Source organism: Planctomycetia bacterium (genome assembly GCA_021413845.1).
GTDB lineage: Bacteria > Planctomycetota > Planctomycetia > Pirellulales > PNKZ01 > PNKZ01.
The window spans coordinates 56304-77110 of sequence record JAIOPP010000156.1; the positions used below are offsets into that span (position 1 = coordinate 56304).

The 20807-nt window shown below is 59.3% G+C and carries 19 protein-coding genes; 7 read left to right on the forward strand and 12 right to left on the reverse strand.

All coding sequences use genetic code 11. The annotated features are described in order from the left end of the window. Nucleotides 1-5: 5 nt before the first annotated feature. The 4 genes from K8U03_25705 to K8U03_25720 all read right to left on the reverse strand — a co-directional run bounded on the left by K8U03_25705 (nt 6) and on the right by K8U03_25720 (nt 3896). Nucleotides 6-809: a prepilin-type N-terminal cleavage/methylation domain-containing protein gene (locus K8U03_25705; protein MCE9608296.1), complete on the reverse strand. Its 804-nt coding sequence runs from the start codon at nt 807-809 to the stop codon at nt 6-8. A gap of 181 nt (nt 810-990) precedes the next feature. Next, a complete protein-coding gene (locus tag K8U03_25710) occupies nt 991-1866 on the reverse strand; it encodes a type II secretion system GspH family protein (GenBank protein ID MCE9608297.1) in 876 nt (291 codons plus the stop codon). Between the two features lie 188 nt (nt 1867-2054). Continuing rightward, the gene (locus tag K8U03_25715; protein ID MCE9608298.1) at nt 2055-2690 is read right to left on the reverse strand and encodes a hypothetical protein; all 636 of its coding nucleotides are present in this window, start codon (nt 2688-2690) and stop codon (nt 2055-2057) included. Nucleotides 2691-2954: 264 nt separating this feature from the next. After that, complete coding sequence (locus K8U03_25720; GenBank protein ID MCE9608299.1) at nt 2955-3896, reverse strand: prepilin-type N-terminal cleavage/methylation domain-containing protein; 942 nt, start codon at nt 3894-3896, stop codon at nt 2955-2957. 586 nt (nt 3897-4482) lie between these two features. Between K8U03_25720 and K8U03_25725 the strand changes: the two genes are divergently transcribed. The 3 genes from K8U03_25725 to K8U03_25735 all read left to right on the forward strand — a co-directional run bounded on the left by K8U03_25725 (nt 4483) and on the right by K8U03_25735 (nt 7049). Then, complete coding sequence (locus K8U03_25725; GenBank protein ID MCE9608300.1) at nt 4483-5697, forward strand: PQQ-binding-like beta-propeller repeat protein; 1215 nt, start codon at nt 4483-4485, stop codon at nt 5695-5697. A 72-nt stretch (nt 5698-5769) separates the two neighbouring features. After that, entirely contained in the window at nt 5770-6864 is a 1095-nt protein-coding gene (locus K8U03_25730) for a hypothetical protein (protein ID MCE9608301.1), read from the forward strand. Between the two features lie 8 nt (nt 6865-6872). Beyond that, nucleotides 6873-7049, forward strand: a complete 177-nt coding sequence (locus K8U03_25735; GenBank protein MCE9608302.1) for a hemin uptake protein HemP — start codon at nt 6873-6875, stop codon at nt 7047-7049. A 23-nt stretch (nt 7050-7072) separates the two neighbouring features. Here K8U03_25735 and K8U03_25740 read toward each other — a convergent pair whose 3' ends face one another. Continuing rightward, nucleotides 7073-9382 carry a CehA/McbA family metallohydrolase gene (locus tag K8U03_25740; protein MCE9608303.1) on the reverse strand — a complete coding sequence of 770 codons (2310 nt, stop codon included), beginning with the start codon at nt 9380-9382 and terminating at the stop codon, nt 7073-7075. Nucleotides 9383-9540: 158 nt separating this feature from the next. Then, a complete protein-coding gene (locus K8U03_25745) occupies nt 9541-10236 on the reverse strand; it encodes a hemolysin III family protein (protein MCE9608304.1) in 696 nt (231 codons plus the stop codon). A gap of 218 nt (nt 10237-10454) precedes the next feature. Between K8U03_25745 and K8U03_25750 the strand changes: the two genes are divergently transcribed. Both K8U03_25750 and K8U03_25755 read left to right on the forward strand, forming a co-directional pair. Beyond that, on the forward strand, nt 10455-11135 hold the full coding sequence (locus K8U03_25750) for a DTW domain-containing protein (protein MCE9608305.1): 681 nt from the start codon (nt 10455-10457) through the stop codon (nt 11133-11135). Between the two features lie 101 nt (nt 11136-11236). Then, nucleotides 11237-11542, forward strand: coding sequence for a hypothetical protein (locus K8U03_25755; protein ID MCE9608306.1), 306 nt, complete (start codon nt 11237-11239; stop codon nt 11540-11542). Here the strand turns inward: K8U03_25755 and K8U03_25760 are convergent. The 6 genes from K8U03_25760 to K8U03_25785 all read right to left on the reverse strand — a co-directional run bounded on the left by K8U03_25760 (nt 11539) and on the right by K8U03_25785 (nt 16399). Beyond that, nucleotides 11539-11898, reverse strand: a complete 360-nt coding sequence (locus K8U03_25760; protein MCE9608307.1) for a hypothetical protein — start codon at nt 11896-11898, stop codon at nt 11539-11541. The genes K8U03_25755 and K8U03_25760 overlap by 4 nt on opposite strands. 95 nt (nt 11899-11993) lie before the next feature. Further along, entirely contained in the window at nt 11994-12464 is a 471-nt protein-coding gene (locus K8U03_25765) for a TIGR03067 domain-containing protein (GenBank protein MCE9608308.1), read from the reverse strand. A gap of 73 nt (nt 12465-12537) precedes the next feature. After that, on the reverse strand, nt 12538-13986 hold the full coding sequence (locus K8U03_25770; GenBank protein ID MCE9608309.1) for a DUF1501 domain-containing protein: 1449 nt from the start codon (nt 13984-13986) through the stop codon (nt 12538-12540). A 103-nt stretch (nt 13987-14089) separates the two neighbouring features. Next, nucleotides 14090-14194: an LPXTG cell wall anchor domain-containing protein gene (locus K8U03_25775; protein ID MCE9608310.1), complete on the reverse strand. Its 105-nt coding sequence runs from the start codon at nt 14192-14194 to the stop codon at nt 14090-14092. Nucleotides 14195-14263: 69 nt separating this feature from the next. Continuing rightward, entirely contained in the window at nt 14264-15721 is a 1458-nt protein-coding gene (locus tag K8U03_25780) for a DUF1501 domain-containing protein (GenBank protein ID MCE9608311.1), read from the reverse strand. Between the two features lie 120 nt (nt 15722-15841). Continuing rightward, the gene (locus K8U03_25785; GenBank protein MCE9608312.1) at nt 15842-16399 is read right to left on the reverse strand and encodes a flavodoxin domain-containing protein; all 558 of its coding nucleotides are present in this window, start codon (nt 16397-16399) and stop codon (nt 15842-15844) included. A 482-nt stretch (nt 16400-16881) separates the two neighbouring features. Here K8U03_25785 and K8U03_25790 point away from each other — a divergent pair, with 482 nt between their 5' ends. Next, nucleotides 16882-18762, forward strand: a complete 1881-nt coding sequence (locus K8U03_25790; GenBank protein MCE9608313.1) for an acetylxylan esterase — start codon at nt 16882-16884, stop codon at nt 18760-18762. Nucleotides 18763-19194: 432 nt separating this feature from the next. Further along, nucleotides 19195-20807: PQQ-dependent sugar dehydrogenase (locus K8U03_25795; protein MCE9608314.1), on the forward strand; the 1613-nt coding region annotated here is incomplete at its 3' end.

Here is a 20807-nt window from a genome sequence, read left to right on the forward strand (position 1 = left end):
CCGGACTATCGATCCGTAAAGGCGTTGTTGTAGTTTTCCATGTTCCTTCGCGCGGTCGTGCCGTCGGGCATGAAGCAGCCGACGTATCGCGCCGGAAACGAGGTCGTCGCCGCGTTGGAAGGAACCATATACACACAGCAGACGCGAGCGTAGTAGTTGTTCGGGTCGGCGCACTGCATCAATGGAATCTGCATCATCACCGCTCCCTGAATCGTCGTCCCGCTGCCGAGCCCGAACACGATGTATTCGTTGCTGAGATCGCCGTCGCTGAATCGATTGACCTTAAAATCGGTGTCGAGAACCGTCGCCGAGTCCGGGGCCCCGACCTTCTTCAAAACCGCGACTTTTCCGGACGCGACCAGCTTCCGAGGCGTAAGGTTGTTGGCGCTCGGCGACATCGAAGTCGTCGCAATCGCTTCGTCTGAATCTCGAACGTTGTAGATCCCGGCGCTGTTCAAGCTTTCCAACTGCAACGCGGTCAACGAAGTGGGGACGATCAACACCGGGTTAGCCGCCCCTAGTGAAGGATGCAGACCGGCGTAAATAGTCCCTCCCGAAGTGTTGAGCAACGAATCCCAACCGTCGGGATGAGCATTGAGCCGTATTGCAAAAGTTTCCACCGAGCGATTCACATCGTCTATCACCGTGGCATTGATCGCGGCATTTGTCTGAAAGCCGAGACCTTGAACCAACGGCACGACCAAGCCCGAAAGCGCAACGAGAATCGCGACGACGACGACCAGTTCGATCAACGTCAACGCACGACGTCGGGGCTTGCCCGAAACGCGCTCCGTCGGTTGAAGTTTCATAAAACACACGGGTCGTAAGTGAAACGCTGCGGCAAAGGACTGACACTTCTCGAAGGAAACACGGCTCGAAGGCGACCTAACACGAAATCATTTTCCCGCCGGCTCTATCCTCTCGCACATGCAACATAATTGCAAGTGCAAGAAGATTGTCGCCGGCATGATGATTCTCTCTATGCTGAGATCAATTGGCTCCGTTGTTGAATGCTCGTACGTTATCACTCAGGCAAGTCCCGTCCGGCGCAAACGAACCGACGTATTGGGCAGGGAAGTAAGTCGCGGTCGTCGCGATTCCCGGAATCCGGAACACGATCAACATTCGGGAGTAGTATTTCGTCGGGTTCGCAGCTTGCACGATCGGAGCATCTTGCAGCGCCTTGCCGCGCAGTTCGCCCGGCTGGCCGACCCCGAACACGACGAACGAATCCGTCTTGCCGTAGTTGAACGGATTGAGATTGAAAGCCCGATCCGGAAACGTCGAACCGTGCGCAGTCCAGGGGGGCGTCGTCGCCGTGTTCCCGTAACCACCGAGCGGAATGAACAGGCCGGCGACATTGCTCCCTGTCGTGATCGAACTATACGCGGTTCCGCTATCGCTCGGCATGCCGGTCGGGTTGCTCGACGCACCAACCGACTCGGTGTTGTAATGCGCGCTGACGATCCCCATGTCGTTCAGGCTCTTCGCTTGGATCGCGGAAAGCGTGAGCGGATACAAAATCGGGAGCATCGGATCGGCAGTTGCCGTAGCGCCGCCGGTCTGAATACTCGGATGGAACTTGCTGTAGAAAGTCGTACTGGCAGAGCCGGTGAGCAGCCCGTCGTTGGCGCTCGGGAACTTGCCGTTATTCCGGCTCTCGAAGGTGCTGACCGCGCGGTTCATATCGGAGATGATCGACGCATCGACGGCCGAATTGGCTTGGCCTGTCATGCCGGCCAACTTCGGCAACACGACCGCCGCCAAGACCGACAAGATCGCGAGTACGACGACCAATTCAATCAACGTCAAAGCGCGCCGCACGCCCCTTTGCGAAGCGAGGGGAGAGAAAAAACGAAAAGACATAAAATAGATCCTTGAATCGAATAAATTCACTAGATTAAGAAACGTCGGGCGCAATTTCGCGGCGGCTTCTTGCGAGCGCAGCGAAACTACGCATGCACGACCTTGCTCGGGCACGAAGCCTAAGCGCCGCTCGATTGCGGCCGACGTGCAGACGACATCTAAGTGAGGGAAGCGAGCGAGCCCGCTCCCTAAACGATTCTCGGAGGACGCCGCAGCGGCGTGGAAAAAGCCGACTCCCACAAGGGATCGGCAAGACGAACAAGCGGTTGCACGAGCGCGTGCATAGCAACGCAACGCAACGGCTCGGCGGCAGGAAGGCTGATCGGCGTGTTGAACCATTCGGCAGTCGCACCGCCGGAGCAGCGCTGAGCCGCGAGATAACCGATCCAACGAACTTCGCTCTTCGGTTGCGAAGCAGCCGTGGCTTCTTTCTTCTTGGTGTCCGACTTCTCGACGACGGTTTTCTTCGGCGAGCGCGACGACTTGCTGCAGCAACCGCTCGACGACGCATCGCCGGCAGCGATCGGTCCCGCTACGAACGCCACGTAACTCGGAGGAACGACTCCGTTGCGCTCGGCCCAAAGCCTCTTCTCGACGTCGGTCATGCAACAGCACGACTTCCAACATTGCTCGGCCGTTCGGCAACCGCAGCGATGCGACTGGCAGGGAAATGGAGCCGCCGGTGATTCGTTCGACGAAGAGGCATGCGAAACGTCGGGCAACGGAATTCCCGTGCAGAGCACGAGATAAGCCGCCAGCGCAATACCGCCCACGATCCGCCGGCCTAGCGGTGTGCGATGTTGCGATGATCCGATCCTGCGCATCACGGAATAACCTAACTCGTTCGCTGGGCTGACCTGCGACCGAGCGTTCCGAAAACGGCACACGCACCGAATCGCAAGTCGTCAGTTTACGCCCCGCAACAGGCACGGTAAAGCAGTTGCTTCCCAAGCCCTGTGAAACCGAACATCGGCAATCCCTCGAAATTGCGGGAAACGGGACGAACCGAGATGACAAAAACCGGGCCGGTTGCGCAAGCAACCGGCCCGGAAGTTCGTCCATACGCGTTCGTAGCTGCAAATCCGCCATTAATTACGTGGATCGCGAGATACTTGGTAGTAACCGACGATGTCTTTTTCGGTCGTTTCCAATTCGTCGTCTTCGAGGGCGACCGTGCAAACGAAACGAGCCCGTTCGCTACGCTCGACTTCGACCCCGCTGATTTTGAAGATCGCTCCGACGCGGCAGTAAGTATTGTCCGGCGTGAAGGACTTCTTCTGCGGCGTCGACATCGGAGCTTCTTGGATCGTTTGGCCGATCATCGATGAGCGCGAACCGACACCGAACACGACGTAGCGCGCCGTCGGATCGGCATCGCGCAACGTTTGTAAGAAGCGGGCCGGAACCTTCGTGGTCGTCGTCGTGGTCGTCGTCCCGCCGCTTCCATCAGGGGCCGTGGTGGTAACGGGGAGGTTGAGGATCGCGAATTTCGTCGTCGTGTTTCCGGATACGGTGACCTTGTTCGAGGCGATCGTCGAGCCGCTCGGATAAGGATTCATCGTGGGATGAAAGCCTGCCGAATAGTCGGCCGCCGTAGGTGCCGCGGTAGGCGCAGACAACAACGGTTGAACAAACGCGATTCCCACCCGGTTGAGCGCACCGGCTTCATCCGCAGTGAGGGTAGCCGCCTTAACGAAGCCGCCGAAGGGGCCGTCTGCCGCATCATCGGTCGGCAAATAAGTCGGAAACGCACCATCCGCGCCGACGAGCGAATCGAAGTTGTCGGGATAGCTGATGAACGAGGCTTGATACATCTGAATCGCTTTGGAAAGTTCACCGGTTTGCGTCGCGTCGGTGGCTTTGTGAGCCCTGCGAAGCAAATTCGGTAGGAGCGGCGCGAGGATTCCTGCAACCGCCGCCAACACCGCCAACACCACCACAAGCTCCATCAAGGTCAAACCAGCCCGTTTGATCCGTCGCGATATGTTGCTCCAAGTCGCGCCCTGGTTGCCGCCGATACGAGTCGTCATCGAATGCCTCTTCTACACGCCGTTGCGATACTCCGCCCGAAGCGACGTTCGCTCCGGGGCCCTGGGAATTCGCAGCGGAAGGCAAAAGATATGCCCTGCCGGTAGAGGGCCTGATTCAACCGGTTTTATTACGGATTTGTGATCTAAAGTGCGTTAAATCTTAGTGTTACCAAAAAACGACCGGCGATTTTTTCATCGCCGGCGATGAAAAATGAGTCGCGCGGCCGGCCGGGATTCCGATTCCCAGCCGACCCTCGCTCAATGAATGAAGAATGAGGGGTTCTTCACACTGGTTATTTCAATAGGTGGGGTAGCGGTTGAAGCTTGGAGCAGTAGGCGGCAATGACAGGTTAGACACCTTTCGTCACCATCTTTAATGAGACAGTGTTTCAACTCGCTTGCGATTGTAAACGAATCGCCGGCAAGGTCAAGCATTTTGATTGATAAATTGTTTTACGAAGAGGTTTCGAGGAATATCAATCAAAGCAAAAACGAGCAAGTGGCAGCCGTTCAACTGTTGACGAGGCCCTGAAAATGGATAAGGTAGCATCATTCGATAACAAGTCTCATTAAGACACCGCCGCACATGCTACTCGCTTTCATTGCCTCGATCCTGCTCGCCGAACCAGCGGCTGAATGGCCTGGGTTCAGGGGAGACGGAACGAGCTTAGCGAGCGTTCATGAGCTGCCGTTGAAGTGGGACGGCAACAACGGCGTCGCTTGGCAAACCGAGCTCACCGGCTACGGACAATCGAGCCCTGTCGTTTGGGGCGACCGGATCTTCGTCACCTCGATTTCGGGCGAATCCAAAGAGCGTTGCCTCGTCGCTTGTTACGGATTGAAAGACGGCAAACGCTTGTGGCAGAAAGATTCCGCCGCCTCGATTCAGGTGAAGGATAGCGACTACGTGAGCCGTGCGGCTCCGACCCCGATCGTCGATGCCGAACGTGTCTACGCCTTTTTCGAAAGCGGCGATCTCCTGGCGTTCGATCATGCGGGGACGGAGCTCTGGCATCGTAACCTTGCCGGCGAATACGGCGAATACAAAGGCAACCACGGCCTCGGCGGTTCCTTGGCTCAAACCAGCGATGCGCTCTTTGCCGTCGTCGATCACGATGGTCCTTCCTATCTCTTGGCGGTCGCTAAAAAGACCGGCGTCAATCGCTGGAAGGTCGAGCGACCATCGAATATCTCTTGGAGCTCGCCGATCGTCGCGCTGGCGAACACCGGCGATCCCAAGGACGCGGAAGTCATCGTGAGCTCGAAGGGAAGCGTCGAAGCCTATAGCTTCGTCGACGGCACGACGCGCTGGTCGCTCCTAGGGCTCAAAGGCAACACGACCGCTTCGCCGACCGTAACCGAGAAGCACATCATCGTCGGCTCGAGCGACGTCGGGCAAAGCGTCGCCGTGCGCAGAGGGGGCAAAGGGAACTTGGCCGATTCCGAGGTCGCCTGGCGCTTGCAAGACGCCGCGGCCTCGTTCAGTTCTCCGTTGGCGTATCAAGGTCGCGCCTACTTCGTCAATAAATCCGGGGTCGCCACCTGCGTCGAAGAGGCGACGGGAAAACCCCTGTGGACACATCGAATCGGCTCGTGCTGGGCATCCCCCATCGGAGCCGCCGGACGGATATACTTCTTCGGAAAAGAAGGGGTCACGACGGTCGTGGCCGCTGCTCCGGAGTTTGAATCGCTCGCTGAAAACGCCCTGACGATCGAAGGCCGGCTCTACGGAGCGGCAGCGGTCCCCGGCGCGTTTGTTTTGCGTACAGGTCGGAAGCTCATCTGCGTCGGTAAGCCCTAAGCGGAAAGCTGGATGGTTCGTTTGCGTTTCGCATCTTCATTTTTCCGTTTTGCTTTCAGGATTTTAAGCTTTATGAAATGCCGCTCGTTGAATATCGGTAGAGACTTCCTAAATCGCTCCCTGCTCTCGATGGCCTTCGCCGCAGGCTCGTTCTCGATCGGCGGAACGCTCAGCGCCGCCGAAGCGGTCGCGGAGAAAAAGCCCACGGACAAGACATCGACCGCCACGACGGAAAAGCCGGCCGCCGAAACGAAGTCGGAGTTCCCTCTGCTGGCCGAGAAAATATCCAGCTTCGGCGCCGTTCGAGCCGGCGATTGGGTCTACGTCTACAGCGGGCACACGGGGGGCGCTCATAAGCATTCCAAGAAGAATCTGTCGTTGCATTTTCAACGTCTGAATCTGGCCGCTCCGAAAGCTTGGGAAGACCTTCCCGCCGGCCCTGGGCTGCAGAGCGTCGCGCTCGTTGCCTACGGCGATTCGATTTATCGCGTCGGCGGCATGTCTGCCCGCAACGAACCCGGCGCTCCCGACGATCTTGTTTCCGTTACCGATTTCTTTCGCTTCGATCCCGTCGCGAAGAGTTGGACCCCGCTGCAACCGCTTCCGATGGGCCGGTCGTCGCACGATGCGATCGTCGTCGGCTCGAAACTTTACGTCGTCGGTGGTTGGAACCTGACGGGCAGCGACCACGAATGGCAAAAAAAATCGCTCGTGCTCGATCTCGCGGCGAAAGACGCGAAGTGGCAAGAACTTCCCGAGCAACCGTTCGAGCGGCGCGCCATCGCGGTGGCGGAACTCAACGGTAAGATCTATGCACTCGGCGGCATGAACTCCGACGACGAGCCCTCGAACGACGTCCACTATTTCGACACCGCAACGAATGCTTGGTCCGCCGGCCCGACGCTTCCGGGCAACAAGATGAGCGGCTTCGGCACGTCGGCGATCACGGTCGACGGAAAGCTCTACGCCTCGGGCATGGAAGGAGGCGTTTATCGCTTGAGCGAAGACGGAAAGTCGTGGGACTCGATCGGTAATCTGAATCAACCGCGATTCTTCCATCGCTTCGTCAACGGCGGCGATCGCTCGTTGCTCGCCATCGCCGGCGCTTCGAAGAAGGGCCATCTCGATTCGATCGAACGGTTCTCCGTTTCCGGAAATGCGAAGTAACTCCTCGCATGACCTCCGAAGAGCCGCCACGCGCCGAAATGTCGCCGAAAGGTGAGACGCCCCCGATTAAGCTATTCCCTTCGGAAGAGCTTTTTCGGGGCGAGAAGATCGTTTGCATCGATCACGAAGGGGCGATCTATCGTCTGCAGATCACTTCGCGCGGCAAGCTGATCTTACAGAAGTAACCCTCGCAGAAGCGAACCGCAGCCTAATCGACCGTGGCCTCGCCGAGGACGCGGCGATAGGCGGCGCGAGCCGTTTCATAAGCCGCGGCTGCGGCTTCTTTTTCGCTGTCACGAGTCAGCTTCACTTTCTGTGCCCAGCACACATCGACGGCATCGAGACACCATTGAGCACTGCGCTTGCTGGCTCGAATCGGCTTGCCGTCGACCTCGACGAACACCGGGTTCGTGTGCGCGGCCGGGAACGTGCGCACCGCAATCCAACTAGATTGGCTCGGCATGTAATCGAACTCGACTTCGTGAACCTTTCCGTCGGCGACGATCGGCTTCGTCTGCACGGACTGGCCGTTGACGATCAACTCGATCGGCACGGTGCGCGTATCGCCGATCCGAGCCCGCTCGACATGCCAATAGGGCTTCTTATCGAGCGGTGTCTCTCGAATCTCTTTGCGCGGTGTTTCTTCCAACAGTGCCGCGGCATTCACACGAACCTTGAGCGACTTGCCGGCCGGAGTCTTCAGCACGCTCGCCCGACCTCCGTCGCCCGACTCTCCGACTCCCAGAGGCTTAGCGCCGTCGGCGGCAACGGTGAAATCGTACAGATGCGTCAGCCCGTCGCTGCAATAGCTCCGTCCGTCGCGAATGCCATCTGCCCAACGATCGTAGTCGAGCGGCTCGTTCGGGCGTAGCTTTACGTAAGCCCGCCCGAGCCCGACCCGATCGCCGTAGATGCAAGGGAAGTCGGTTTCGCCGCTGATGCGCGTCGTCATGCCGCAATTCAACGTGTGATACCAAATGTTCAACTCCCAAATCGCCGGCGTATCGACTGCGGAGATGAAGTCGCAAACGCCGTGCACGGTATCGACGATGTACTCGTTTGCACCGATGCCGTCGAACGGAGGCATTTCATACGTCGGCAGCGACGTTGCCGCGACCTTCAAACCCCAACCGCTATGCGAGTACCCGACGACTCCTCCTTGCTGCTTGCCCCATTGCAGAATCGGCAGATCCCAACTCGGCCATTCTTCGATGGTCGTCGTGTTCGGATAGTCGTCTTCCTTGAGTCGCAAGAGGCAAAGATGACCGGCGTGCGAGCTCGGAAAGCCGGAGACTTCGATATCGTAGCGCATCAGGTTGCCGGGCACCGAAAGCTTGCTCGGACGCCCCTCGAAGAATTGCTTCTGATAATACCAACACGGCCCCCAAGATAAGACGCAACCGACGTTCAGGTCTTCGCCGAGAATATGCCGCATCATGTGTTCCGGCTGAACTCCTTCGGCGGGCGATTCATAATGCGCGCAACCGGCGGCATGAATATGATGATCGCCGGAATACCAACCATAGTCGGTGAGCTTAATCCAGCGCTGCAAGCGAAACGATTCACGATGCTCGGCCGCGTCGGGAACCTCGATCGTCCGTTTGAGAATGCGATACTCAGGGCCGCGCGTGTAGAGAGCCTCGAACTTACCCGGCGGCAGCAGCACCGTCTCCCCGCTATGACGATAAATCTGGTCGTGAAAGAATAGATCGGGAGCAAGCCGTCGCGAGCGGGAAGGGTAGACTCGGCCGAGCGCATCGCGAAAGACGAACTGCCCGACGGTCGGCGTGCCGTCGTCGTCGAGAATGTCGAGACGTACGGGCACGGCGCGCTTGCAGTCGAACAAAATGTTCGCTTCGCTCCGGAAGCCGAGGTCTTGCGAGCCTTGCCCGACGTCGAAAGCCAGCTTCGCTTCGCGCTGCCCGGAGTCGCGGGAATATAACTCGACGATCCGATACTCGACCTTCAATCCTGACAGAGGGGCCAGCAGCGGCTGTTGCGTGTTGAGCGAAACATCGAGCCAGCGATTCTCGACATCTTGAGACGTAATCGTTTGTTCCGGACGTTTCGCTGAGGTCGACCTTTTATGCAACGGCATGGCATTGGGGCTGCTCACGGCCAGCGGAGCGGTAACGCCCGCCTCGTTGTTCACCTTGACCAAGAACACAGACCAGCCGTGCTGCAGGAGTTGCTTCGGCGCACTCCCGACGACGACCTTCACGCGACTCTCGGCATTGACCTCGACACCGCACAAGCAAAGCGGATCGAGAACTGCTTGCACTCCGGCCACCGCGCTCTGAGGGTTCGCCTCGGCGAGCGCGGCATCGAAAGCTTTCTTCTGCGACGGAGTAAGCGGAGCGCCCAACAATTCCAAAGCTTGCACGATGCGCGTCGCTTGGGCCTTCATCGGCTGCGGATCGATGTTGCTCGCCGTCGGCAGCACATCTTTTGCCGCAGCCAACTCAGAAACGAACCCGACGAACACGAATAGAAAGAACGAGCGCCAAGCCTTGCTCATCGGATGCTCCTCGCGCGGAAGTCGCGAATGGGGAACGGAAAACGTCGCCAGCCGTGCCGAACACGCAACGGCGATTGCTTATGATGCCGGTCCCGCACCGTTGAAGCAACAAAAATAGAATCGGCAGCCGATGACGTTCGCCGGCCCGTCGGCATTCGCTACCACAGCGGCGGGCCATCGGCCGCGACCACGTACCAGTAGATCACGAAATAATGGCAGACGCTCCCCGCGATCACGAAGAGATGCCACGCGGCGTGAAAGAATCGCATCCGGGTATCAAGCAATAAGAACAGCAAGCCGAACGTGTAGCACAGCCCGCCACCGACGAAGAGGACGATGGCCTGCGTCGGCAGAACTTCCCAAGCCGATCGAATACCGAGAATCGGCATCCAGCCGAGCACGACATACAGCGTCGTACTAATGGCCTCGATTCGATGCCGAAACAACACCTTCGACGTGAAGCCGACGATCGCCACGATCCACATTGCGATGAACAGAATCCAAAGCTTGCCGCCGTGCAGATGCACGAGCGCCATCGGGGTGTAGCTCCCGACGATCAGCAAATAGATAAACGCTTGATCTAAGACCCGAAACAACGTCCGGAGCTTCGGCTGTTCGAAAAAGTGCGATAACGTCGACGCCGCGTAGACGGCCACCAAAGAGGCGGCATAGATCGTGCAGCCGACGACGCGCACCCATTGCCCCGTCTCCATGGCGCGCGCGATCAACACCGCTCCGCCGACGAAACACAACACCAGGCCGATGCCATGCGTGAGGCTGTTGAGCCATTCTTCGTTCCGCACTTCGGCGTCGGAAGGTTCTTGCCGACGATCCGAAGTCATCGAGGTCGTCATGGTGGTTCGGCAAAAGGAAAGGCCAGGATCGTTCTAAGGGCAATGGTATCAGGTTCCGAAGCTGCGCGAACCGGTTTCGTTTCTTGCCGGCAAACGCATCGCGAGAGAAAGGGGAAATAAGCCGGCCGATCAAGGCGAATCGTTTGATAAACTATCGACTCCGGTATTACGATTCATGCCTGCTTCTTCGACTTGGTTTACTCGTAGCGGACGAATGCATGCGGCGCGTCTTGGCTCAACATCGCTGCCCCGGTTGCGAGATTCGCAAGGCGCTCTGCTTTTGCGCTGCGATTCCGCGCATCGAATTGAAAATCCGCGTCTTCGTGTTGATGCACACGGCCGAGGAAGTTCTCACCACGAACACCGCTCGGCTAACCGCCAAAGCGCTCGTGAACAGCGAAATCCGAATCCGAGGCCGGAAGAACGAGCGTATGTCGACCGTAGGGCTCGTGGAGCCGAAGCGCACTTCGCTGCTGCTGTACCCGAGCCCTTATGCCGAGGAACTAAGTGCGGAATTCGTCGCACGGCTCGCTGAGCCGGTGAACTTGATCGTGCCCGATGGAAGCTGGCGGCAAACGCAGAAGATGGTCCGTCGCGAGGAAGTGTTTCACGATCTCCGTCATGTGAAACTACCCCCGGGCCCGCCGACGGAATACAAGCTGCGCATCCAACCGGAAGAACATGGCTTATGCACGCTCGAAGCCATCGCGCGGAGCCTCGGCATCTTGGAAAGCCCTGCAGCCCAATCGCAACTCGAAGCGCTACTGCGCGTGATGGTCGACCGGACTCTCTGGTCGCGTGGTTCGATGGCGCCGGAGCTTCATGCTTCGGCGAACATTCCGCGCGGCGCATTCTCCAATGAGCCATCCGCTGCGGGCCGCGATGCCGAATCGGACTAGCGACGATGCGAAAGATTTTTCGAGCGCCGGTAGCCGTGAGGTACGTTTAGATGGCTCACCTGCTCAATCGATTCCATCCAGCTTCATAAAGTGAGAATGCAGTGACGATCTACGCCTATCCCAGCTTGCAAGACGTCGGACGGCTCGAACACAAAGCGGGCGGCACCTCCAGCCCCGGCATGACGCTCAAGGATTGGTTTGCCGGGCAAGTCATCGCAGCGATGGTCGCGAGCGACTCTTCCTTCGCCGGCATGCGCGACAAGAACGGCCAACATTGCGAGATCGACAAAGCGAAGCTCAACAACATGGCGAAGAATTCGTATCAAGCCGCCGAAGCGATGATGCACGCTCGTGCGGCGACGAAGGATGTCGACTCGCACGAACGTCCACCGGCGCGGACGCACTAAACGGCGACCGGCTTCACACGCTGGCTGCGGCGATCGACGACGTAGATCGGCGTCGCACGAGTCACGTTATAGCGTTTCATCTCATCCGGCGGGCTCTTGCGAAACGCTTCCGCCACGGCCACGGCCTGCGCTTCCGAAGGGCTCGTAAACGGAACCGCCACGGCGGAAAACGGATCTACCGTACGACCGTCGGGCGGATAGAGAGGGTTCGAACCGAGAATCGCGCCTTCGGGCATTTCATCCCAAGCGATTCCTTCTTCGAGCGGCTGCGCGGCTTCTTTCGAACCGAGTAGAACGTATTCGGTAATCCAACGAGGCGTTTCGATGATGTTCGAGACGACGAGAGCGAGATACATAGCGCACCTGGGTCGGGCTTGCGTGGTGGTGAAATCCTCACAACCCTAGCTCACGATTGACCCCCGAATGGAGCGCCGAACGGTTTGTTTCCCCCTCATTTCGGCTCTTTTTCGCGTACGAACGTCAGAATCTGACAATCGGCCGCCGGCGTCGTAAAGTCGCTCGGACGCTGGCCTCCTTCTTCGCGATACCGAATTCGCAGCTTGTCGCCTTGGAATTCGTAGATCGCAAAGACGGGAGCGGCGCCGTCGCCGGTCAAGGTGACATCGAACAGCTTCGGCGTTTGCTTATCGTCGAGAGCGTAGCTGCCCGAAAGTTGAAACGCGGGAGCCCCTTTATTGAGGAGCGCGAAGTTCATCTTGCCGTCTTCGAACTTCAAACGAATGGTTTGTTCGTCGCTTTGAATCAGCTCGAACTTCTTGTCGGACGAATCAAACGTCCATGAGCCGACGATGCGCTCGGCATCGGTCTTATTCTTTTCTACGGCGGCTTTCTCTTCCGCCGCATAAACAAGACACGCGGTCAGTGCAGTCCAGACCGCGACCGTGAATCGTAGTCGATGCATCTTCGATCTCCCTATTGCTTGCGAAGGGCTGCCGCCGGCTCAGAGTAAAGCATTCTAGCCGCATCGCACAAGCTTAGAACAATTCAACGATCGATCGCCCTTCGACGAGTCGATAAGGACGTCCCAATGGGTCGCGAAGTTCGGATTCGGGCGAAATGCCGAGGCCGTGGTGAATCGTCGCGAGAATGTCTTCGGGGCTCACCGGTTTATCGACCGGATACGCCGCATGCGCATCGCTGGCGCCATGAATGTTGCCGCCCCGAACACCCCCGCCGGCGAATACGGCCGACTGGCAAGCGCCCCAATGATCGCGGCCGCCGTGCTTGTTGATCTTCGGCGTGCGTCCGAACTCACCGTACATCGCGACCAAGGTTTCATCGAGCAAGCCCCGATTGCCGAGATCTTCGAGCAGCGCGGAGTACGCTAGATCGAGCGGCGGCAAGCAATACTTTTCCTTGAGCATTTGGTAGCCGCTGATTTTGCCCAGGGCACCGGTGCCGCCGTGGTTGTCCCAAACATTGGCGACATCTCCTTTCGGCGTGATGTAGTCCCAAACGATCGTGACTAAGCGCACGCCCGACTCGACGAGCCGCCGCGCCAGCAGAAACGACTCGCCGTATTCATTGCGCCCATAGCGATCGCGCAGCTTGTCCGACTCGCGCCCCAGATCGAAAGATTGCTTTGCGCCACCGCCGGTGAGCATGCGCGCCGCCTGTTCGCGAAACAACGAGAGGTTGGAATTCGTGCGGCGCACCTCGTCGTCGAGAGCTCGTTGCGAAGATTCGATTTGCGCCAGCAGCGAAAACCGATCGTCGAGCCGCGCCTGATCGAGGCCCGACGGCAACTCAAAGCTATGCATCGGCGGGGCTTTTACCTCGCCCGGCGATTGCATCTCCAGCGGATCATGGGCCGAGCCGAGAAAGCCGGCATGCGTGCCGGAATAAACGACTCCGTCGTGCCCGATCGGCCGAGGCAGAGTTACCGTCGAGGGAAGCGTCCCCGGCTTCGAGAAATGAGAAACGACGGATCCGATGCACGGAAAGTCAAGACGCCTCCGCTGTCGTAGCGCCCCCTGTAATGTCGGATCGTCGCGACCCGTGAGCGTATGGTAAACGCTATGCACGTGGTCGTTGCTCGGGTGCGTGAGCGCGCGAACGATCGCCATCTTGTCCGCCTGGCGCGCCGTCAGCGGCAACTGATCGCTGAAGCTCATGCCGGGCACGACGGTCTCAAGCGGCTTAAACTCGCTCCGAATACCGTCCGGAGCGTCGGGCTTCATGTCCCACATGTCTTGCTGAGGGGGCCCGCCCCAGAGATAGATGAGGATGCACGCTTTCGCTTTGCCGCCTCGTCCGCTCGTCGCTGCGATGCGCGACCGATCGACCTCGGCGGCGCGGGCCGCTTCGCCTTGCAGCAGCCGCGGCAAAGTAAGGCCGGTGCCGCCGAGCATGCCGAGACGAAGCATGAAATCTCGCCGAGCACTTACGGACTTCGTCGGGAATCCGGCGGGCAAACTACGCATAAGCAATCTCCTATGATTTTGCTTACTTTAGAAGAGTCGCCGCCCGATGGCAACCTTTTTCACGATCCTGACAACACATCGCCGACAAAGAAGCCGGCGGCGCTCAATGTCGGCGGCGGCGATGGAAGACGATCGCGAACAGCAGCAAAACGACCACCACACCGGCGAGCAGATATTCGTTTTGCAAGACCTCGAGGTATTCGATCATGTTTTCATTCGACGTAGAAAGGATGCTCGATCATGACGAGCATCTTTACCACGCGCTGCCGGCCTGCGGCTAGAACAACTCGTGGATCGGCCGGCCGTTGTTCTGGACGATCGGATGCGGTCGCCCGCTATTGTCGAGATACGTGGCGTCGAGCGGAACGTCCATATAGCGGTAGATCGTGGCGGCCAGATCGCCCGGCGTTACGGCCCGATCTTTAATCGCGCCGCCGTCGACATCCGATGCACCGATGACTTGCCCATGCCGCAATCCGCCCCCTGCCAACGCCATCGACATGACGGCCGGCCAGTGGTTGCGACCGTCGATCCCTTGTCGGCCGATGATCGGTTCGCGGCCGAACTCCCCCATCGCGATGACGAGCACGTCGTCCAGCAATCCGCGTTCGTCCAGATCGGCGACGAGCGTGCTCAGCGCATGATCGAAGATCGGCAACATCGGCTTCAGCCCGCTTTGGATGCCGCCATAGGGCGGAATGTTGTCGCCGTGGTGGTCCCAACTGGCGCCGCCGGAATGGTTCATCCCGATCGTGACGAAACTGACTCCCGCCTCGACCAATCGCCGCGCTAGCAAAGCCTGTTGGCCCCAGAGATGCTTCCCGTAACGCTCGCGGCTTGCAGCAGGCTCCAGCGAAAGATCGAACGCGGCCTGCGCTTGCTTTCCGGTCACCATCTCGACGGCCTGACTCTGATACGCACCCAGGGCTTGCAGAGCGCCGTCTTGATCGAGCCCCATGCGCACGCGATCGAAATACCGTAGGAGGTCGAGCCGCTCACCCAACCGCTTCACCGACAGTCCTTCGGGGAGTTGAAACAGACTGTTGCTTCCGGTCATCGTGCCGGTGTCGACGCCGTCGATCGTCAGGATCGGCAGCTTGGCGGCATTCTCGGCGATGAAGGGGTCGTAGCGTTTCCCTAAGTACCCGGCGAACGCGAGATGTTTCCTCGGCGAAGACACCGCCGCGACATAAGGCGGCATCGCAGGATGATTGGGGCCGCGCAGCTTGGCGATGACCGAACCGATCGCCGGATGTTTCGCATCGACGGTTTGAGATTCTAGATTACCGGTCTGAAATACGCGGTTCGGATTATGGTTGCTCGATTGCGCGTTGACCGAACGAATGAGCGTGAACTTATCGAGCATCGCCGCCTGCTTCGGCAGGTGCTCGCAGATCTGCACGCCGGGCAACTTCGTCGCGATCGGAGCAAATGGTCCCCGGTTCTCCAAACGCCGGTCGGGCTTCATGTCCCAGGTGTCGATATGGCTCGGGCCGCCGGACATCCAGACGAGAATGACGCTCTTCGCACCCTGCGCCTTACGGCCGGTTTCGTTCGCCCCGGCTCGCGCTCGAAGCAACTCCGGCAAGCTCAACCCGGCGATGCCGGCGAGCCCTGCCTTGAGCATTCCTCGGCGATCGACGACGGCGAGCCCCTCACGGTCGGAACCGTAATAGTTCTGAAAGGCGTGCTGAGAGTGGAGAGTGTGTGCCGCTGTTTGAATTTCGAGGGCCATAGATCGACCTCAAGCAGCAAAGTTTAGAGGAGTCGCACAAGCCGCGAACCCAAACCTATCAGCGATCGCTGATGCTTGCAATACCTTAAGGAATCGACCAACTTCGAGAGAAAGTAGACTTTATCCCGGCGGCAAACGGGGAACGGGCTTCACCAGCGGGTGCTGCTCATGGCGGCCGCCGACGAACACGGCGACCCATTCGCCTAAGCGCCGGCCTAAGATCCGGCAGGCGGCTCGGCAATCCTCGCTACGCGGCTCGCGAGCCGTAATCGCTCCGTAGTGGAGCGTCGTCAACTTGCCTGCGTAATCGGTGACGCCGAAGACAAGGAAGCCGAAATTCATCAACACCGTGAGCAACGATTGACAGGCAAGCTCTTGCCCGCCGCCCCAACCACCGGCCGACGAGAACGCGCAGCCGATCTTGCCGTCGACCTTCATCCAATGCGGGCCCAACGTTTCGTCCCAGAAGCGTTTCATCTTCCAAGAAAGGATTCCCATGTTCGTCGGGCTACCGAGCGCAAGCCCATCGCACCAGAGGACATCTTCGGCCACGGCTTCCTCGACCGAACGGACCCGAACTTCGATCTCGGGAACTTCTCGCACCCCTTCGGCAACGAGCGCCGCCATCTGAGCCGTGTTTCCACTCGCGGAATCGTAGAGGACAAGGACTTTGTTCATCGGAGGAGCGTGGCTTTCGGAAAGAGGGGAACAGCAAGTCGTCATTACCATTCAACAGCCGAGGGCCTCGACCGAGGACCTTGACTTCCTGGCGGCCGGCAATGTCGGTGAGTCCGAGGAATATGATCCGAATTTCAAGCTCGCTTCGCTAGTGGGGCCGGGGCGGCTTTACCGAGCCGATCGACGCATGCTCCATCTTGCAGCAAAGCGTCGGCCGGTTGCACCTGGGTGCCGTGACTGCCAGAATCACTCCGATCGGCCTAAGCGAATAAGACATTACGCCCAGCCGTTCGACGACCGCATGTCTCCCCCTCCTGCTGATTTCCGGGATACACCAAATGCTCGCAACCATCCTCGGTTTCAATTTGTCGTCGTTCTTTCATCGCGCGCGAGTTGCATTGGTCGAGTCAACCGGGGTTTCACTCGTTGTCGTCGCCGTGTTGACATGTGCCGGGGTAGCCCCTGCCGCAGCGGTGGAAGCAGTGAAAATCGACGCCAAAGACGGCGGCTACAGCGTGACCACCGAGGTTTATACCGCCCGCTTGGATCCGAACGCAGTGTTGACTTCGCTTGTGATCGGTGGAGTCGAGTTCATCGCACCTCCCGCCGAGACGCGTGATCAAGACGGCAAGAAAGCGCCGGCTCCCGGGCTCTTCGCCTGCCCGACGGGGCAGTGGTATCATCGCCATGCTCCGCCGAAATTCCGCACTCGGCGCGACAACACTCTCGAGGCCGAGGGAGCCGGCTGGAAGTTGGCCTACACCTTTCAAGCGGATGCCGTCGAGCTCGCGTTCGAAGGAGTACCTGAAGGGGGCCGCGGCTTCACGTCGGGCTATCCCTCCGATGATCTCGCGATCAGCCTCGCGCACGATCTCGATCGGGCTTGCGATCCGGAAAATCAGGGTGAGTTCGGCTGGCCGGTCAAACGGAAACATGAGCCGGGCAATTACGTCATCTTGGCGAAGAACGGCGCGGGCCTGATCGCCGAAGGGGCTGCGCGCATCCAAGCGATCGAAGACAAGAACCGAATTCTTTCCGCACCGCATCGCCTCGACCTGCTCGTGTTCAACACGGCTGAGAAGCGTTCCGGACCGGTGCGTCATCGATTGCGCATGTTTCGTACGCCGTCGCTCGCGCATTCGGTGACGATGGAAATTCAGTCGCCGAATCAGGGGCACCTGTTTTCTCAGGTCGATGAGGTTGTGTTTCCGGTAAAGGTCAACGTTCTTTACGGCCGAACCTTCAAGGGAGCCGTTGCGTTCAAGGGTGCGCCTTATGTTTGGAAGCAGCCCGAACTAGTCGCAGAAGCATCGGCCGAGGTATCGGGAAGCAGCCCGTTTACGACCGTAGCACTGAAGATTCGCCCGCCGAAGCCGGGGCACTACACCGGCCGCGTAAGCATCAGCGAAGAAGGGAAGCCGGCCTACAGCCAACGGATCGGCTTCGTGTTTCAGCCGGAGCGCATCGCGCCGGTCGTGCCACCCGCCGACTTCGATTCGTTCTGGGACACCACGCTGGCGGAGCTCGATAAGACTCCGCTCGACATGACGCTTGAAGAGCGTACGGACCTCGAATCGGCCGTCGGTCGGGTCTACAAAGTGAAGTACCGTTCCTGGGGCGGGCGTTGGGCTTGGGCTTGGCTCTACGTGCCGAAAGGCGAAAAGAAGGTCGCAGCTCAGGTCGTTCTACCTCCGGTGAGTGTGTATCAACCGCCACCGCCACGCCTCGCCGACGGTGCGCTGCGTATTATGGTCGCCATTCACGGCGGCGACGTGAAAGACCATCCGGCCAAGCCCGATTTCGACTACATGCGAACCGGCATCACGTCGCGTGAGACGTACATGATGCGCTATAGCTATTGCTGTCTCGTCCGCTGCTTCGACATCATCAAGCAACATGAAAAATGCAACGGTGAGATCGAAGTCTCCGGTAGTAGCCAAGGAGCGGGCTTGTCTCTCGTCCTCACCGGTTTGCGCAACGCAAAATCGGCGCAGGGTGTTGCGGTCGCATTGTGCCGCATCGATTGGACCGTGCTAGGCTACGCCGAATGGGGACCGCGCGCTCCGGCCGGTGCCGACCCAAAACAAGTGGCCGAGGTCGTGCGCTACTACGATCCGGCCTGCTTCGCTCATCGCATCCGAACGCCGCTGCAATTGGCGACCGGCTTGTTCGACTTCTGTGCTCCTGCCGAAGGGATCTTCACCGCAATCAATGCCTTGCCCAAGGAGACGCGCTGCAAGATCTTCATCGATCCCTACGGCGGCCACTTCACGCTCGACTTAACAGGCTACGGCTCGGGAGTCGGCGTCGTCGAAGTTCCGCGCTGGCAGGGGACCGCCGCCGAGAACAAACTAGGGCCGTAAAACGAATCGGCTCTTCTCATGTAATCGACCTGTCCCGTCAATCTTGCGAGGGAAACCAGAGATCGAACGTGAGCCAGAGCAAGACCATGTACCCGGAAAAGAGCACAAGCAGCAGCGTCAGGATTTTGAATAGCTTTTCGCTCATCTTTCAACCCCAGCCGCAAGATCAAGATCGGAAGAAGCAACCGCTCTTCTTCGGTTATATCGCTCGCAGCGCAGGCCTTCATCTAAACCGATCGAACCTTACGGACTTGGAATGGAGCTGCCGTTTATCGAGAATCAGCGAGCAATTCCTGATCGGCGGCGAACGAATCGTCGGCCGGCGACTTGAGCCGAGGTTTGCCCATTTTTGAATCGAAGTCGCGGGGCCGCCGGCTTATCTTATTGGTTTCCCACCCGACCGGCCGCAGTCCCCACAGGCATCCCCGCGCTATGATTTCGATGCGTCACGTGATTCTAGCCGCGACGTTGCTCGTCGCCGTACAAGCGACGGGCGGTGCCGCCGAACCCGCTGCGAACGCAAACGCCCAGGCCCCGTTCGGCTTGACCAAACGCACACCTCTCACGACCTCGAACTTCCGCGGCAGGCCCGAGCCGCCGCCGCTGTATCGGGCCGAGCGGCTTTACCCGCAGCTGGGCTTCGAGAAGACGACCGTCATTTCGTCGGCTCCCGGCACCGATCGATTCTTCGTCGGCGAACAGTCCGGAAAGATCTATTCGCTCCCCGGCGACCGCAACGCGACCAAAGCCGACTTGTTTCTCGACACTTCGGCGCTCGTCGAACACTTGAACAAGACACGTAAGCTGAAGCTCGGCTATCAGGCGTTGTACGGACTCACGTTCGATCCCGACTTTGCCAAGAACCGCTATTGCTACGTTTGCTATGTGGTCGGCGATGGAAGCGTGCGCGGCCCTGCGCCGGATGGCACGCGCGTCTCCCGTTTGCGTGTGACTGCTGCCGAGCCGCCGCAATGCGAGCTGGATAGTGAAGAGCTGATCATCTCGTGGCGACAAGGAGGCCACAACGGCGGCTGCTTGAAATTCGGGCCCGACGGCTGCTTGTATATTTCCTCCGGCGACGGCGGCGAAGCGTTCCCGCCCGATGGCCTGAACTCCGGCCAAGACATGACGACGCTCTTGGCGAAGATCATGCGCATCGACGTGCGCCGAGCCGAGCAAGGGCGAGCGTATGCGATTCCGGCCGACAATCCGTTCGTCAACGTCGACAAGACTCGGCCCGAGACCTGGGCCTACGGGCTGCGTAACCCGTGGAAGATGAGCTTCGATCGCTCGACCGGCGACTTATGGGTCGGCGATGTCGGCTGGGAATTGTGGGAACTGATCTATCGAGTCAACCGAGGCGACAACTTCGGCTGGAGCATCGTCGAAGGGAGCCAGCAAGTCCACACCGAACGGCTGCGCGGCCCGACGCCGATCGTGCCGCCGACGATGGAGATTCCGCATACGGAAGGGGCTTCGATCACCGGCGGCTTCGTCTATCGAGGCAAGAAGTTTCCGGAACTCGTCGGCACGTACGTGTTCGGCGATTGGGAAACGCGCCGCATCTGGGGGGCGAAGATCGACGGCACGAAACTCGGAGAGCGGTTCGAACTGATCGACCCGACGGTGCGGATCGTCGACTTCGCCGAAGATCATGCCGGCGAGTTGTATCTGCTCGATCACGAAAGCGGAGCGATCTTCGGCCTAACGCGCAACACCGTGACGGCCGACACCAACAAGTTTCCGCGCAAGCTCAGCGAGACCGGCTTGTTTAAGTCGGTTGCCGCACATGAGCCGGCAGCCGGAGTGCTGCCGTTTTCGATCAACACCGAGCAGTTCAGCGACAACGCCGCGGCGGAGCGCTTCATCGGCGTGCCGGGGAACGAGCCGATCCAGTTGCACGCCAAAGCCAAAGGGGTGCCGGGCTCGCAATTCAGCCGCGCCACCGATTACCAGCCGAATACGGTGCTGTTGAAAACACTATCGCTCGATTGCGTGCAAGACCAAGCGACCAACCGCCGACGCATCGAAACGCAAGCATTGCA